Source organism: Pseudomonas sp. FP2254 (assembly GCF_030687695.1).
GTDB classification, from domain to species: Bacteria; Pseudomonadota; Gammaproteobacteria; order Pseudomonadales; family Pseudomonadaceae; genus Aquipseudomonas; species Aquipseudomonas quebecensis.
In genome coordinates, this window is record NZ_CP117444.1 from 960,460 (window position 1) to 976,560 (window position 16,101).

Sequence of the window (16,101 nt, forward strand, 5' to 3'; positions counted from 1 at the left end):
TTAGTCGATGACTTTCGGAACCAGGTACAGGCCGTTTTCGACCGCTGGCGCGATGGACTGGTAGGCCTCGCGATTATTGCGTTCGGTCACCACGTCTGCGCGCAGGCGCTGGCTGGCTTCCAGCGGGTGAGCCAGGGGCTCGATGCCGTCGGTGTCTACGGCCTGCATTTGGTCAACCAGCCCGAGAATGCTGTTCAGGGCTGCGGTGGTCTGTGGAAGATCGGCATCATTAAGGCCAAGCGAGGCCAGATGCGCGATTTTTTCCACGTCGGAGCGTTCAAGCGCCATGGGAATCTCCAGTGGAAAACAGAACGGAGGCTGTCCGTGTGTTAGATTGTCGGAACACTACCGCATTTCTACGGTCTTACGGCCGCGATTGTGGGGGTTGGTGCACAGAAAGTCGGCCAATTTAGCACATTGGCGCCTTGCCCAAAATCCCTGTCGTTGTTAGAGTTTGCCGCACTTTTTTACCCACGCGTTGCCTAGGGTCCCTTTCCCATGTTCAAGAAACTGCGTGGCATGTTTTCCAGCGATCTTTCCATTGACCTGGGCACTGCCAACACCCTTATTTACGTGCGCGAGCGCGGTATCGTTCTGAATGAGCCATCGGTTGTGGCCATTCGGACCCATGGTAATCAGAAAAGTGTCGTTGCCGTCGGCACCGAGGCCAAGCGCATGCTCGGCCGAACACCCGGCAATATTGCTGCCATTCGTCCGATGAAGGACGGCGTGATCGCCGACTTCAGCGTCTGCGAAAAGATGCTGCAGTATTTCATCAACAAGGTTCACGAAAACAGTTTCCTGCAGCCCAGCCCTCGTGTGCTGATCTGCGTTCCCTGCAAGTCCACCCAGGTGGAGCGTCGCGCCATCCGTGAATCGGCCCTCGGCGCCGGTGCTCGCGAAGTGTTCCTGATCGAAGAGCCAATGGCTGCCGCCATCGGTGCCGGCCTGCCGGTTGAGGAAGCGCGCGGTTCGATGGTGGTGGATATCGGTGGTGGTACTACCGAAATCGCCCTGATTTCCCTGAATGGTGTGGTGTATGCCGAATCCGTCCGCGTAGGCGGCGACCGTTTCGACGAAGCGATCATTACCTACGTGCGCCGTAACTACGGCAGCCTGATCGGCGAATCCACCGCCGAGCGCATCAAGCAGGAAATCGGTACGGCCTATCCGGGCGGCGAAGTACGCGAAGTCGATGTTCGCGGTCGCAACCTGGCCGAAGGCGTCCCTCGTGCCTTCACCCTGAACTCCAATGAAGTGCTGGAAGCTCTGCAAGAGTCGCTGGCCACTATCGTTCAGGCGGTGAAAAGCGCCCTGGAGCAATCGCCGCCGGAATTGGCGTCCGACATCGCCGAGCGCGGCCTGGTCCTGACCGGTGGTGGCGCCTTGCTGCGCGACCTCGACAAGTTGCTGGCCCAGGAAACCGGCTTGCCGGTGATCGTCGCCGAAGACCCGTTGACCTGTGTTGCCCGTGGCGGTGGTCGTGCACTGGAAATGATGGATAAGCACACCATGGACCTGCTCTCCAGCGAATAAGACATTGCTGGTTTGCCCATGCGTCGCCCACAGGCAGCACTTTGCAGTGCGGCCTGTGGGCGTTTATCTTCTTCAATCTGCATCCAGGCCGGTTTGATGCCGTATGAATAAAGAGAACATTTGCCTGGGAGGAGCGGCCTATTAAACCGCTTTTCGCCAAAGGCCCCTCATTGGGCGTGCGCTTATTGGTGCTGGTCGTGCTTTCGGTCGCGTTGATGGTGGTCGACGCGCGCTTCGCACTGCTCAAGCCGGTGCGCAGCCAGATGTCGCTGGTGTTGATGCAGACTTACTGGATCACCGACCTGCCGCAACGTCTCTATCAGGGCGTGGCCAGCCAATTCGGCAGCCGCACTGAGCTGGTCGCCGAGAACGAAAAACTCAAGACTGAAAACCTGCTGCTGCAGGGGCGCATGCAAAAGCTCGCGGCCCTGACCGAGCAGAACGTTCGGCTGCGCGAGTTGCTCAATTCGTCTGCACTGGTCAACGAAAAGGTCGAAGTGGCCGAGTTGATCGGCATGGACCCCAACCCCTTTACCCATCGCATCATCATCAACAAGGGTGAGCGCGACGGCGTAGTCCTGGGCCAGCCGGTGCTGGATGCGCGTGGCCTGATGGGCCAGGTGGTCGAGCTGATGCCCTACACCTCGCGGGTACTGTTGCTGACGGATACCACCCACAGCATCCCTGTGCAGGTCAACCGTAACGGGCTGCGCGCGATTGCCAGCGGTACCGGCAATCCCGAGCGTCTGGAGCTGCGCCACGTGGCCGATACCGCCGACATCAAGGAAGGCGACCTGCTGGTCAGTTCCGGGTTGGGGCAGCGTTTCCCCGCCGGTTACCCGGTGGCGACGGTCAAGGAAGTGATCCACGATTCCGGCCAGCCGTTCGCTATTGTGCGCGCCGTGCCCACTGCTGCCTTGAACCGCAGCCGTTACCTGCTGCTGGTATTCAGCGACAACCGCACCCCGGAAGAGCGCGCCAACGAAGCCGCCCAGGCCCAGGAAGCGGAAGACAAAAAGAACGGCACCTCACCGATCATCCCCGCGACGGTGCCCAAGCCCGCGCCGGCAACTCCTGCGGCGCCGGCAACAGCGCCGGCAGCGACCGCGCCTGTGGCCACGCCGGCCAAGCCTGCGGCTCATGGCGCCCATCCGGTCAAGCCCGCCGCCACTAAGCCGCCTGCAACCACCGCGCCAGCCACCAAGCCGCCCGCGGCTGCGGCCCCGGCAGCTACGCGGCAGAGGGAGGAATAATGGCCAGTACCCATTCGCGAAATGGCTGGATCGTCTGGCTGACGTTTGCCATCGGTTTATTGCTCAGCGTGTCGCCACTGCCCCAGTTCATGGAAATCCTGCGCCCGCTGTGGCTGGCGCTGCTGCTGGCCTTCTGGTCGTTGAACCTGCCGCATAAAGTCGGCATGGTCACCGCCATGTTCCTGGGCTTGGCGCAAGACGTACTCTATGGCACCTTGCTGGGCCAGAACGCCCTGATTCTGACCCTGATTACGTTCCTGGTGTTGTCGTTGCAGCAGCGTCTGCGCATGTTTCCGATGTGGCAGCAGTGCCTGGTGATCCTGGTGATTTTCGGCCTGGCGCAGTTGGTACAGTTGTGGCTCAGTGCCCTGACCGGCAATCGTCAACCGACCCTGGCGCTGGTATTGCCGGCACTGGTCAGTGCTTTGTTATGGCCGTGGATCAGTTTCGGCCTGCGCGGGTTACGTCGCCGCTATAAGATCAATTGAATGGATTGCGAGGCTCTGCCTGGTTATCGAACCCTACAGGGAGAGTCTGCAATGAATACGTTGTATCTGGCCTCCGGCTCCCCCCGGCGGCGTGAACTGCTGACCCAGATCGGTGTGCCCTTCACCGTGGTCAGCGCCGCAATTGATGAAACTCCCCTCGCAAATGAATCCGCTGTTGCCTATGTCGAGCGTCTGGCGCGCGGCAAGGCGGCGGCTGGTTTTGCCGCGCTTGGGCAAGGCTTGGGCGGTTGTGTGCTGGGCGCCGATACGGCCGTGGTGGTGGACGCAAAGATCCTCGGCAAGCCCGTGGATCAGGCCGATGCCCTGGCTATGTTGATGGCGTTGGCGGGGCGCGAACACGAAGTCCTGACTGCCGTCGCCCTGACGGATGGCACGCGTTGTGAAGCCCTATGTGTCAGCAGCCTTGTACGTTTTCGCGACATCGCGTTGGAGGAGGCGACAGCCTACTGGCGCAGCGGCGAACCGCGGGATAAGGCCGGCGGCTATGCTATTCAAGGGCTGGGGTCGGTGTTTGTGACAGGGCTCAACGGCAGCTATTCCGCGGTGGTCGGCCTGCCGGTGTGCGAAACCGCGCAACTGCTCGCTCGATTCGACATACCCTGTTGGCAAAACCTTACCGTGCGCTGAATGCGTTACTCCAGCGCCCAGCCTTAAGCGATCGGTCACTATTGTGAAAACGCCTGAACGAGACCCAGCCATGAGTGAAGAGATTCTGATCAATATCACGCCGATGGAATCGCGCGTGGCGGTGGTAGAGAACGGTGTTCTGCAGGAAGTGCACGTCGAGCGAACCCAGAAACGCGGGATCGTAGGCAATATCTACAAAGGCAAAGTGGTGCGGGTATTGCCGGGCATGCAGGCGGCGTTCGTCGACATCGGCCTGGACCGCGCGGCGTTCATCCATGCGTCGGAGATTTCCCTGCGTGAAGGTCCGGCCGTCGAGAGCATCAGCGCTCTGGTGCACGAAGGGCAGAGCCTGGTGGTGCAAGTCACCAAGGACCCCATCGGCTCAAAGGGCGCACGCCTGACCACTCAACTGTCGATTCCGTCGCGTTACCTTGTGTATATGCCGCGTACGGCCCATGTCGGCATTTCCCTGAAGATCGAAGACGAAGCCGAGCGCGATCGTCTTAAGAAAGTGGTCAGCGATTGTGTGGCCGCCGAAGGTATCAAGGAGGCGGGCGGGTTCATCCTGCGCACTGCCGCCGAAGGTGCCGGCGCCGATGAGATCCTTATGGACATCCGCTACCTGCGGCGTTTATGGGACCAGATCGGCGCACAGATCAAGACCATCGGCGCCCCCAGCGTGATCTATGAAGACCTGGGCCTGGCGCTGCGTACCCTGCGCGATCTGGTCAGCCCCAAGATAGAGAAAATTCGCATCGACTCGCGGGAAACGTTCCAGCGCACCACGCAGTTTGTCGCCGAGTTGATGCCGGAAATTGCCGACCGCCTGGAACACTACCCCGGCGAGCGGCCGATCTTCGACTTGTACGGCGTCGAGGACGAAATTCAGAAAGCCTTGGAGCGCAAAGTGCCGCTCAAGTCCGGTGGCTACCTGGTGGTGGACCCGGCGGAAGCCATGACCACCATCGATGTCAACACCGGAGCGTTCGTCGGCCATCGCAACCTTGAGGAAACCATCTTCAAGACCAACCTCGAAGCGGCCACGGCGATTGCTCGCCAGCTGCGCCTGCGCAACCTTGGCGGCATCATCATCATTGATTTCATCGACATGGAAGATGAAGAGCATCAGCGCCAGGTCTTGCGCACGCTCGAAAAGCAGTTGGAACGCGATCACGCCAAGACCAATATCATCGGCATCACCGAGCTGGGGCTGGTGCAGATGACCCGCAAGCGTACCCGTGAAAGCCTGGAGCAAGTGCTGTGCGAGCCGTGCAGCAGCTGTCAGGGCCGGGGGAAATTGAAAACTCCGGAAACGGTTTGCTATGAGATTTTCCGGGAAATCTTACGAGAGGCGCGGGCGTATCAGGCCGAAGGATATAGAGTGCTTGCCAACCAGAAAGTGGTTGACCGATTGCTGGATGAAGAGTCCGGTAACGTCGCCGAGCTGGAGGTGTTTATCGGCCGTACGATTCGCTTCCAGGTCGAAACCATGTATTCCCAGGAACAATACGACGTGGTGCTGCTCTGATCCCCATTCGCTTTCCTTTCACGCGAGCGGCGGCCTTTGTGCCGCCGTCCGACTACTGCCTTGAGGGTCGCCCGACATGGAGCGTCTGATACGCTTTTTTGCCGCTTTGACCCGTTGGGGCCTCGGCCTGTGCGCTTTGCTGCTGGTGTTGGCGGCCGTGTATGTGAGCCTGGGGCGCCAGTTGACCCCGCTGGTGGCCGAGTACCGGGCTGAAGTCGAAGCCAAGACCGAGGCTGCGCTGGGCATGCCCATGCATATCGGGAGCCTTGAAGGGCGCTGGAGTGGCTTTGCGCCCGTGCTGCGTGCCCATGACGTGATGGTGGGCGAGGGCAGCAGCGCCCTGCGCCTGGACCAGGTCGAAGTGGTGCCGGATATCTGGGCCAGCCTGACCGCGCGCGAAGTGCGCATCGCTCATCTGCAACTCAGCGGCCTGCAGTTGAGCGTCAAGGAAGACAAGGACGGCCATTGGGCTTTGCAGGGCCTGCCGGTGCAGGACGACCAGCCGCTGGACCCGCAGCAGGTGCTGACACGCATGCAGCAGGTCAAGCGTGTATCGCTGCTCGACAGCCAAGTGACCCTGCAGCCGTTTGACCAGCCGCCGTCGACCCTCACCTACGTCGGCTTGAGCCTGCACACCGGCATGACCCGCCAGCGCCTGGATGCGCGCCTGACACTGCCCGATGGCCAGCCGCTGGCCTTGAGCCTGCGCAGCCGCATCCGCGCCAGCCAATGGAAGGACGCCGAGATCCAGGCCTATGCGAGCCTGCCTCAGAGCGACTGGGCCAAATGGATTCCGGCTCGGCTGACCGGGCAATGGAAGCTCACGCAATTCAAGGCCGGTGGCGAGCTGTGGCTGAACTGGGGCAATGGCGCCGTGCAAAGCGCGGCGGTGCGTCTCAACTCGCCTCAGGCCAAAGGCAGCTATGCCGAGCGCAAGCCGGTACATATCGAGAACCTCGCTCTCACCGCTTATCTGCAACGCAGTGATACCGGCCTTAACGTCCTGGTCGATTCGCTGGCGATGAGCCTGGGGGAAACCCGCTGGGAATCGCGCATGCAGTTGCAGCAGACGCTGGCTACCGAAAAGGCGCTTGAAGTCTGGAAGTTGCAGGCCGACCGGCTGGACTTGACGCCCATCACACCGCTGCTCAACGCACTGGCTCCGTTGCCGGAAGGCTTTGCCAAGGCGGTTGAACACATCAAGGCCACGGGGCTGCTGCGCAATGTTCTGGTGGATTTCCGTCCCCAGGACAGCTCCGATCAGAAAGTCAGTTTTGCCGCCAACCTCGAACGTGTGGGCTTTGATGCCTATTTCGGCGCGCCGGCCGCGCGTAACGTATCCGGCAGCATCAGCGGCGACCTGGGGCATGGCGAGCTGCGCATGGACAGCAAGGATTTTTCCCTGCACCTGGACCCCATCTTCGCCAAGCCCTGGCAGTACATTCAGGCCAACGCGCGCCTCACCTGGACCCTGGACAAACAAGGGTTCACCCTGATCGCACCGTATATCAAGGTGCTGGGAGAGGAGGGCAAGATCGCCGCCGATTTCCTGATCCGTCTGCATTTCGACCACAGCCAGGAAGACTACATGGACCTGCGTGTCGGCCTGGTCGACGGCGACGGGCGCTTCACGCCCAAGTACCTGCCGGCGGTGCTGAGCCCGGCCCTGGATGAATGGCTGCGCACGGCGATCGTCAAGGGCGCGGTGGACGAAGGCTTCTTCCAGTACCAGGGCTCGCTGAACCATGACGCGGTGCGCGCGGCGCGTAATATCAGCCTGTTTTTCAAGGTGCATGACGCCGAGCTGGCGTTCCAGCCGGGCTGGCCCCATGTGAGCAACGTCGATGGCGAGGTGTTTGTCGAGGAGAGTGGCGTGCGCATCCTGGCGAGCAAGGGCCAATTGCTCGATACCCAGGTCAAGGATATCTACGTCAATATTCCCCATGCTCCGGCGGGCAAGGACAGTCATTTGCTGCTTACCGGTGGTTTCGCCGGCGGCCTGGGCGATGGCCTGAAGATCTTGCAGGAAGCGCCGATCGGCACGGCGTCGACCTTCGCCGGCTGGAAAGGTGAAGGCGACCTGCAAGGCAGGCTGGACCTGGATATCCCCCTGGCCAAGGGCACCGAACCCAAGATCGTGGTGGACTTCCAGACCGACAAGGCACGCCTGCAACTGGCCGAGCCGACCCTGGATCTGACGCAGCTCAAGGGTGAATTCCGTTTCGACAGCGCCAAGGGCCTCAGTGGCCAGAACATATCCGCCCAAGCGTTTGAACGACCGATCACTGCGCAGATCTTCGCCGATGGCAAGCCGGGCAATATCAGTACCCGGGTCATCGCCAAAGGCCAGGTCACGGTCAAGCGACTGACAGACTGGTTGAAAATTACCCAGCCGTTGCCGGTGTCCGGTGATATTCCCTACCAGTTGCAGCTCGACCTGGACGGGGCCGACAGTCAGTTGATGGTCAGTTCCAATCTCAAAGGCGTAGCGGTGGACCTGCCGGCACCGTTCGGCATGCCGGCCAGCCAGGGCCGCGACAGTACGTTTCGCATGACCCTGCAAGGCGCCGAGCGGCGCTACTGGTTCGACTACGGTGAGTTGGCGAACTTCACCTTTGCCGCCCCCCCGGACAAGTTCAATGAGGGCCGCGGTGAGTTGTTCCTCGGTGATGGCGACGCGGTGTTGCCCGGCGGTAAAGGCTTGCGCATTCGGGGTGTGCTCTCGGAGCTGGATATCGACCCTTGGAAAAAGCTGCTGAATCAATACGCCGGCAACGATCCCGGCGGCAGCGCCAAGCAACTGCTCAGCAGTGCCGATTTCAAAATCGGCAAGCTTACGGGGCTGGGCACTCAGTTCGATCAGGTCAGCCTGCAGTTGGACCGCAAACCCGCCGCGTGGGCCGTGCAGCTCGATAGCCGGCAGGCCAAGGGCAGCGTCAGCCTTCCGGACGCCAAGGGCGCGCCGATTGCGATCAACCTGCAATACGTCAAGCTGCCGGCGGTGGACCCGACCGTACAGGCTGACGAGAACGCACCGGACCCATTGGCCAGTATTGACCCCAAGGATATACCCGCGCTGGATATCGCCATTGATCAGCTGTTCCAGGGGCCGGACCTGATCGGGGCCTGGTCATTGAAGATCCGGCCTACCGCCAAGGGCCTGGCCTTCAACAGCCTGGACCTGGGCCTGAAGGGCATGCAGCTCAAGGGCGCCGGGGGTTGGGAGGGAGCACCGGGCGACAGCAGCAGTTGGTACAAGGGCCGGTTGGACGGCAGGAATATCGCCGATGTGCTCAAGGGCTGGGGCTTTGCGCCCACTGTGACCAGCGAGGATTTCCATCTCGATGTGGATGGGCGTTGGCCGGGCTCGCCGGCCTGGGTCGGGCCGAAGCGTTTCTCCGGCAGCCTGGATGCAGCGTTCCGCAAGGGCCAGTTCGTCGAAGTCGAGGGCGGGGCCCAGGCCCTGCGGGTATTTGGCCTGCTCAACTTCAACTCCATCGGGCGTCGACTGCGCCTGGATTTCTCGGACCTGCTCGGTAAAGGGTTGAGCTATGACCGGGTCAAAGGCCTACTCGCGGCGAGTAACGGCGTGTTCGTGACCCGTGAGCCGATTACCATGACCGGACCTTCGAGTAATCTGGAGCTCAACGGTACGCTCGACCTGGTGGCCGATCGCGTTGACGCCAAGTTACTGGTGACGCTGCCGGTGACCAACAACCTGCCGATTGCTGCGTTGATCGTGGGGGCGCCGGCGGTCGGTGGTGCGTTGTTCCTGATCGACAAGCTGATCGGCGATCGTGTCTCGCGTTTCGCCAGCGTGCAATACAAGGTCGAAGGGCCTTGGAAAGATCCGAAGATCACCTTTGACAAGCCATTTGAAAAGCCAAACTGAGTGAGCGTGCAGTAGCATGGTGTCCTCTATGTTTGGTGCATGCCCATTACGGAGTGTCGCCCCATGTCCTTTGCGGTAATTCAGATGGTCAGCCAGAGCGACGTGCCGGCCAACTTGGCCCAGGCCCGACGCTTGCTGGAACGCGCCGCTGCGGGCGGAGCCAAGTTGGCGGTATTGCCGGAAAACTTCGCTGCGATGGGGCGGCGCGACGTGGCGGATATCGGCCGCGCCGAGGCGCAGGGCGAAGGCCCGATCCTGCCATGGTTGAAACAGACCGCCCGCGACCTCACCTTATGGATAGTGGCAGGCACGTTGCCGTTGCCGCCTGAAGGTCAACCGTATGCCAAGCCCAACGCTTGCTCGTTGTTGATCGATGATCGCGGCGAAATCGTCGCCCGCTACGACAAGCTGCATTTGTTCGATGTCGACGTCGCCGATGCGCGAGGTCGCTATCGCGAGTCTGACGACTATGCTTTCGGCAACCACGTGGTGGTGGCGGATACCCCGGTTGGGCGTCTGGGACTCACCGTATGTTACGACCTGCGCTTCCCGGAGCTGTACAGCGAGCTGCGCGCCGCAGGGGCCGAACTGATTACCGCGCCGTCGGCGTTTACGGCGGTGACCGGCGCCGCGCATTGGGATGTACTGATTCGCGCGCGGGCTATCGAGACCCAGTGCTACCTGCTCGCAGCGGCGCAGGGCGGCGTGCACCCGGGACCGCGGGAAACCTACGGTCACGCAGCGATTGTCGACCCATGGGGGCAGGTGCTGGCGCAACAGGATAAGGGCGAGGCGGTGCTGTTGGCCGCGCGCGACAGCAGTGAACAAGCGTCGATACGGGCGCGCATGCCGGTGGTCTGCCATCGGCGCTTTTTCTCGCAGGGCGCGCAGCGGCCTGCTTCGGAACGATGAATTTAAGGCCAAATCTATGAGCGAGTTGTTGTCCTCAGTCAGTGAACACCTCCTGGCACCCGGTGGCGTGACCATCGAAAACTTGCAAACGGTGTTGGGCGATCTGGCCGGGCCGGGCATCGACGCGGCCGACCTGTATTTCCAGGGGCAGATTTCCGAGTCCTGGTCCCTCGAAGACGGCATCGTCAAGGAAGGCAGTTTCAACCTTGACCAAGGCGTGGGCGTGCGTGCGCAGTCCGGTGAAAAAACCGGGTTTGCCTACAGCAATGCCATCACGCTGGAGGCCCTGGGCCTGGCGGCTCGCGCGGCGCGCTCGATCTCCCGTGCGGGCCAGCATGGCACGGTTCAGGCGTTCAGCAGCCAGGACGTGGCCCAGTTGTACGCTCCGGATAACCCCCTGGAAGTGATCAGCCGCGCCGAGAAGGTCGAGCTGCTCAAGCGTGTCGACGCCGCCACCCGCGCCCTGGACCCGCGTATCCAGCAGGTCAGCGTCAGCCTCGCCGGTGTATGGGAGCGCATCCTGGTGGCGTCCACCGATGGCAGCCTGGCGGCGGATGTGCGGCCGCTGGTGCGCTTCAATGTCAGTGTGATCGTCGAGCAGAACGGCCGTCGCGAGCGCGGCGGCCATGGCGGCGGCGGGCGAACCGACTACCGTTATTTCCTCAGCGAGGATCGCGCCATGGGCTATGCCCGGGAAGCGCTGCGTCAGGCACTGGTGAACCTGGAAGCCATTCCGGCGCCGGCGGGCACCTTGCCGGTGGTGCTGGGTTCGGGCTGGTCCGGAGTGTTGCTCCACGAAGCGGTGGGCCATGGCCTGGAAGGCGACTTCAACCGCAAGGGCAGTTCCGCCTACAGCGGGCGCATGGGCGAGAGCGTCGCCTCCAAGCTGTGCACCATCGTTGATGACGGCACACTGGCTGGCCGGCGTGGGTCGCTGAGCGTGGACGATGAAGGCACCCCGACCGAATGCACCACCCTGATCGAAAACGGGGTACTCAAGGGCTACATGCAGGACAAACTCAATGCGCGGCTGATGGGCGTGGCGCGCACCGGCAACGGTCGTCGCGAATCCTACGCGCACCTGCCGATGCCGCGCATGACCAATACCTACATGCTTGCCGGTGAAAGCGACCCGGCGGAAATCATCGCCTCGGTCAAGCGCGGTATCTACTGCGCCAACCTTGGCGGCGGCCAGGTGGATATCACCAGCGGCAAGTTCGTGTTCTCTACCAGCGAAGCGTACTTGATCGAGGACGGCAAGATCACCGCGCCGGTCAAAGGCGCAACATTGATCGGCAACGGGCCGGAAGCCATGAGCAAGGTGTCCATGGTGGGTAACGATCTGTCCCTGGACAGCGGCGTGGGTACGTGCGGAAAAGACGGGCAGTCGGTGCCGGTGGGTGTCGGCCAGCCAACGCTGAAGATTGATGCGATTACCGTGGGTGGCACGGGGTCGTAAGCAGGGAGCTTCGGGTGGCGAAGGCCGCCACCCGGGGAAGAGGATCAGCGCAGGCCGCGTTGAGTCTCGTCCAGCTCACGGATGTACTTGAAAATTTTACGGCTGGTGGCCGGCGCCTTGTTATGCGCCAGTTCGTGCTGGGCCTGACGGATCAGGGAGCGCAGTTGTTGGCGGTCCGCATCCGGGTAGTCCAGCACGAATTTCTCCAGCACCGCGTCATCGCCCGAGATCAGGCGGTCACGCCAGCGCTCCAGGTTATGGAAGCGTTCGTTGTACTGGCGAGTGGAGGCATCGGTTTGATCGAGCAAGGCCAGAATGGCGTCAATGTCCTGATCGCGCATCAGCTTGCCGATAAACGAAATGTGCCGCTTACGCGCGATGTTCGCGGTGTGCTTGGGCGCATCCGCAAGCGCCCGACGCATTTCGTCGGTCAGTGGCAGTTTGGCAATCAAGTCTTTTTTGAGCGTCGTAAGGCGCTCGCCAAGGTCAACCAGAGCATGCAGCTCACGTTTGACCTGGGTTTTGCTTTTCTCCCCATCGAGGGAGTCGTCGTAAGAATCAACCATGGTGGCAGTCCGCAAAGAAACGCCGCCATGATAACCAGTCGGGGGCCGCTTGTCCGGCCCGGTCGCTCGATGGCCTTAACCGAAAGCAGAATTTGAGTGGAGAAAACCATGAGTGCAGCCCAAAGCGTCGGTCCGCAAGCGTTACCGGCACTGCAGGAACAAGTCGAGCAGATTCTTGCCGAGGCCAGGCGCCAGGGGGCCAGCGCCTGTGAAGTAGCCGTTTCGCTGGAGCAGGGGCTGTCGACGTCGGTGCGTCAGCGGGAAGTGGAAACCGTTGAGTTCAATCGCGACCAGGGGTTTGGCATCACGTTGTACGTGGGGCAGCGCAAGGGGTCGGCCAGTACATCCGCCAGTGGTACGGAGGCGATTCGCGAAACGGTTGCCGCAGCGTTGGCAATCGCCAAGCATACCTCCGAGGATGAAAGTTCGGGCTTGGCCGACCAGGCGCTGATGGCCAAGGACGTGAAGGACTTCGATCTGTTCCATGCCTGGGATATCACCCCGGAGCAGGCCATCGAACAGGCGCTGGTCTGCGAGGCCGCGGCCTTTGACGCCGACCCCAGGATCAAAAATGCCGATGGCACCACCTTGAACACCCACCAGGGGTGCCGCGTGTATGGGAACAGCCATGGTTTTATCGGTGGTTACGCGTCCACTCGCCATAGTTTGAGCTGCGTGATGATCGCCGAAGCCAATGGCCAGATGCAGCGTGATTACTGGTATGACGTGAACCGTCAGGGCGATTTGCTCGCCGATCCAGCCAGCATTGGGCAGAAAGCCGCGCAGCGTGCCGCGAGCCGCCTGGGCGCGCGTCCGGTGCCGACCTGTGAAGTGCCGGTGCTGTTTTCGGCGGAGCTGGCCGGCGGTTTGTTCGGCAGTTTTCTCGGGGCGATTTCCGGTGGCAATTTGTATCGAAAATCCTCGTTCCTGGAAGGGGCGATCGGCCAGACGTTGTTTCCAGAATGGCTGACCATCGATGAACGCCCACACTTGATGCGTGCCATGGGCAGTACTTCCTTCGACGGTGATGGCCTGGCGACCTATGCCAAGCCCTTTGTCGAGAAAGGCGAGTTGGTGTCCTATGTGCTGGGCACGTATGCCGGGCGCAAACTCGGCTTGCCCAGCACCGCCAATGCGGGCGGTGTACACAACCTGTTCGTGACCCACGGCGACGAAGACCAGGCGGCGCTGTTGCGGCGGATGGGGCGCGGCCTGCTGGTAACCGAATTGATGGGCCATGGCCTGAACATGGTTACCGGTGATTACTCCCGTGGCGCGGCGGGTTTCTGGGTGGAAAATGGCGAAATTCAGTTTGCCGTCCAGGAGGTCACCATCGCCGGCAATATGCGCGATATGTTCAAGCAGATCGTCGCGGTAGGGAATGACTTGGAACTGCGCAGCAACATTCGCACCGGTTCGGTCTTGATCGAGCGGATGACTGTCGCGGGTAGCTGACGCTCCGAGCGATTTATGGAAAGGCGCGCCATCCCAGTGATGGCGCGCTTTTTTTTGGCGTTTGAAAAGTCGATTCCGGTGCAGTGCTTGTTTTGATTCTCAATATCATCTAATAATAAATCTCATTACCGAGCGAGTGAGATCATGAGTTCTGTCCTGCATGAAGATCCTTATCTGGAGAGCTGGCGTTGGATGAGTCGCCAGATTCGCTGCGGGCTGGACCCTGATGAGCCGCGCCTGATCGAGCATTACCTGAGCGAAGGGCGGTACCTGGCGTGCTGCACCGCGACCCACCCGTGGACGGTCGCCGAAACTTCATTTCGTCTGCTGATCGACACCGCCAACGATATTGCCTTGCCCTGGCATTGGCGTTCCCAGTGCCTTGATCAGGCCTGGCGCCCACTGCGCGACCTGGAAAAGCTTTCTCATTGTGCCTGCCGCCTCAAGCGCTGGCAGGCCTTTGCCTGGCAGTTGGCGACTTGCCAGTTGCTGCCGTCCATACCCGTTTCTGACCTGGCGCAAGGATCCTCCGATGAGTAACACCCGTATCGAACGCGACAGCATGGGCGAACTGCATGTGCCCGCCGATGCCCTGTATGGTGCGCAAACCCAGCGCGCGGTGAACAACTTCCCGATCAGCCAACGCCCCATGCCCGCCCAGTTCATTCGCGCGCTGATCCTGGTCAAGGCCGCGGCCGCCAAGGTCAACGTATACCTCAAGCAAATCGGCGAGGGGCAGGGCAAAGCCATCGTCGATGCCGCTCAAGGCTTGTTGGAAGGCGAATACATGCGCCACTTCCCGGTGGATATCTTCCAGACGGGCTCCGGCACCAGCTCCAACATGAATGCCAATGAAGTGATCGCCACGCTGGCCAGCCGTTTGCTGGGGGAAGTGGTCAACCCCAATGACCATGTGAACTGCGGCCAGAGCAGCAACGACGTCATTCCTACCACGATCCACGTGAGTGCGGCGCTTGTTCTGCATGAGCAAACGCTGCCGGCCCTGCTGCATCTGGTGCAAGTGATCGAGCGCAAGGCCGAGCAGGTTCATCCGTTCATCAAGACCGGCCGTACCCACCTGATGGACGCCATGCCGGTACGCATGAGTCAGGTGCTCACTGGCTGGGCGCAACAACTCAAGGCCAATATCGGCCACTTGCAGGACTTGCTGCCGAGTCTCCAAGCCTTGGCCCAAGGGGGGACTGCGGTGGGCACGGGCATCAACGCGCACCCGCAATTCGCGGCGCGCTTCAGCCAGCAGCTCAGCAGCCTGACCGGCGTCCAGTTCACGCCCGGCAAACATCTGTTCGCGTTGATCGGTTCCCAGGACACCGCCGTCGCCGTGTCCGGCCAGTTGAAAGCCACTGCAGTGTCGCTGATGAAAATCGCCAACGACCTGCGTTGGATGAACTCCGGCCCTCTGGCAGGCCTGGGCGAGATTGAGTTGGAGGGGTTGCAGCCGGGCTCGTCGATCATGCCGGGCAAGGTCAATCCGGTGATCCCTGAAGCGACAGCGATGGTGGCTGCGCAGGTGATCGGCAATGACACGGTGATCACCGTCGCTGGGCAGTCAGGCAATTTCGAGCTGAACGTGATGCTGCCGATCATCGCTCAGAACCTGCTCAGCAGCCTGGAATTGCTGGCCAATTCCAGCCGCCTGCTGGCTGACAAGGCCATCGCCAGCTTCAAGGTGAACGAGGACAAACTCAAAGAGGCGCTGTCGCGCAATCCGATCCTGGTGACGGCGCTCAACCCCATCATCGGCTACCAGAAGGCGGCTGAAATTGCCAAAAAGGCTTATCAGCAGGGGCGTCCGGTGATTGACGTGGCTGTTGAGCACACCGACCTGCCGCGCAGCCAATTAGAAGTCCTGTTGGATCCGGAAAAACTCACCGCCGGCGGCGTGTAATCGCCAACCTGCTTTGGAGACTCACCATGGAGCACTGGAAACGCACGATCGAACGGGCCAACCGCTGCTTTATGCAGGGTGATTGGGTGGACGCGCGCGAGGCCTATCTGCAAGCCCTGGCCCTGGCCTTAGTGCTGTTCGAGCGCTGGGCCGATGCCGAAGAGGCTGTCGCGGCCTGCGTTATTTCCCATCACAACCTGGCGGACCTGCACCTGCGCCTCAACCAGCCGGAGGAAAGTGCGGAATACTTGTGCGCCATCCACCAGCGCCTGCTGCAGGCCATGCAGGACTCGCGTCTTACGCCGCAGCTGCGTGAAGCGGCGCTGCGCCAGAGCAGTAAAACCTACGTTGAGCTGTTGAACTTCATCAGCGACCACGGCGAGTACCCGCGTACCCATCGCTTGCTGGGAGGTACTGCAGCGCACCCCACGCCTTCTCAATACGGAGCACATTGA

General features: G+C 61.4%; 14 protein-coding genes. 12 read left to right on the forward strand and 2 right to left on the reverse strand.

Features of this window, described 5'->3' with window-relative positions; genetic code table 11:
* The gene (gatC, locus tag PSH94_RS04205; protein ID WP_005784804.1) at positions 1–288 is read right to left on the reverse strand and encodes an Asp-tRNA(Asn)/Glu-tRNA(Gln) amidotransferase subunit GatC; all 288 of its coding nucleotides are present in this window, start codon (positions 286–288) and stop codon (positions 1–3) included.
* Between the two features lie 210 nt (positions 289–498).
* Here gatC and mreB point away from each other — a divergent pair, with 210 nt between their 5' ends.
* The 8 genes from mreB (at position 499) to tldD (ending at position 11,716) form a co-directional block, all read left to right on the forward strand.
* On the forward strand, positions 499–1,536 hold the full coding sequence (mreB, locus tag PSH94_RS04210) for a rod shape-determining protein MreB (RefSeq protein ID WP_002555108.1): 1,038 nt from the start codon (positions 499–501) through the stop codon (positions 1,534–1,536).
* A 170-nt stretch (positions 1,537–1,706) separates the two neighbouring features.
* A complete protein-coding gene (mreC, locus tag PSH94_RS04215; RefSeq protein ID WP_219855377.1) occupies positions 1,707–2,789 on the forward strand; it encodes a rod shape-determining protein MreC in 1,083 nt (360 codons plus the stop codon).
* Positions 2,789–3,277, forward strand: coding sequence for a rod shape-determining protein MreD (mreD, locus tag PSH94_RS04220; RefSeq protein WP_181080617.1), 489 nt, complete (start codon positions 2,789–2,791; stop codon positions 3,275–3,277). The genes mreC and mreD overlap by 1 nt, the downstream gene beginning before the upstream one ends.
* A gap of 51 nt (positions 3,278–3,328) precedes the next feature.
* Complete coding sequence (locus PSH94_RS04225) at positions 3,329–3,925, forward strand: nucleoside triphosphate pyrophosphatase (RefSeq protein WP_305436574.1); 597 nt, start codon at positions 3,329–3,331, stop codon at positions 3,923–3,925.
* Positions 3,926–3,995: 70 nt separating this feature from the next.
* Complete coding sequence (gene rng, locus PSH94_RS04230; protein WP_181080619.1) at positions 3,996–5,453, forward strand: ribonuclease G; 1,458 nt, start codon at positions 3,996–3,998, stop codon at positions 5,451–5,453.
* 76 nt (positions 5,454–5,529) lie between these two features.
* Positions 5,530–9,345 carry a YhdP family protein gene (locus PSH94_RS04235; RefSeq protein WP_305436576.1) on the forward strand — a complete coding sequence of 1,272 codons (3,816 nt, stop codon included), beginning with the start codon at positions 5,530–5,532 and terminating at the stop codon, positions 9,343–9,345.
* Positions 9,346–9,408: 63 nt separating this feature from the next.
* Positions 9,409–10,257 carry a carbon-nitrogen hydrolase family protein gene (locus PSH94_RS04240; RefSeq protein ID WP_305436578.1) on the forward strand — a complete coding sequence of 283 codons (849 nt, stop codon included), beginning with the start codon at positions 9,409–9,411 and terminating at the stop codon, positions 10,255–10,257.
* Between the two features lie 16 nt (positions 10,258–10,273).
* Positions 10,274–11,716 carry a metalloprotease TldD gene (tldD, locus tag PSH94_RS04245; protein ID WP_253510477.1) on the forward strand — a complete coding sequence of 481 codons (1,443 nt, stop codon included), beginning with the start codon at positions 10,274–10,276 and terminating at the stop codon, positions 11,714–11,716.
* A gap of 44 nt (positions 11,717–11,760) precedes the next feature.
* Here tldD and yjgA read toward each other — a convergent pair whose 3' ends face one another.
* Positions 11,761–12,282, reverse strand: a complete 522-nt coding sequence (gene yjgA / locus PSH94_RS04250) for a ribosome biogenesis factor YjgA (protein WP_181080623.1) — start codon at positions 12,280–12,282, stop codon at positions 11,761–11,763.
* Positions 12,283–12,390: 108 nt separating this feature from the next.
* Here yjgA and pmbA point away from each other — a divergent pair, with 108 nt between their 5' ends.
* From pmbA to PSH94_RS04270, 4 genes are all read left to right on the forward strand, one after another.
* On the forward strand, positions 12,391–13,737 hold the full coding sequence (pmbA, locus tag PSH94_RS04255; protein ID WP_181080624.1) for a metalloprotease PmbA: 1,347 nt from the start codon (positions 12,391–12,393) through the stop codon (positions 13,735–13,737).
* A 144-nt stretch (positions 13,738–13,881) separates the two neighbouring features.
* Positions 13,882–14,277, forward strand: a complete 396-nt coding sequence (locus PSH94_RS04260; RefSeq protein ID WP_181080625.1) for a FagA protein — start codon at positions 13,882–13,884, stop codon at positions 14,275–14,277.
* Positions 14,270–15,646, forward strand: a complete 1,377-nt coding sequence (locus PSH94_RS04265) for an aspartate ammonia-lyase (protein ID WP_305436581.1) — start codon at positions 14,270–14,272, stop codon at positions 15,644–15,646. Before PSH94_RS04260 ends, PSH94_RS04265 begins: the two co-directional genes overlap by 8 nt.
* A 26-nt stretch (positions 15,647–15,672) precedes the next feature.
* A complete protein-coding gene (locus tag PSH94_RS04270) occupies positions 15,673–16,101 on the forward strand; it encodes a hypothetical protein (protein WP_181080627.1) in 429 nt (142 codons plus the stop codon).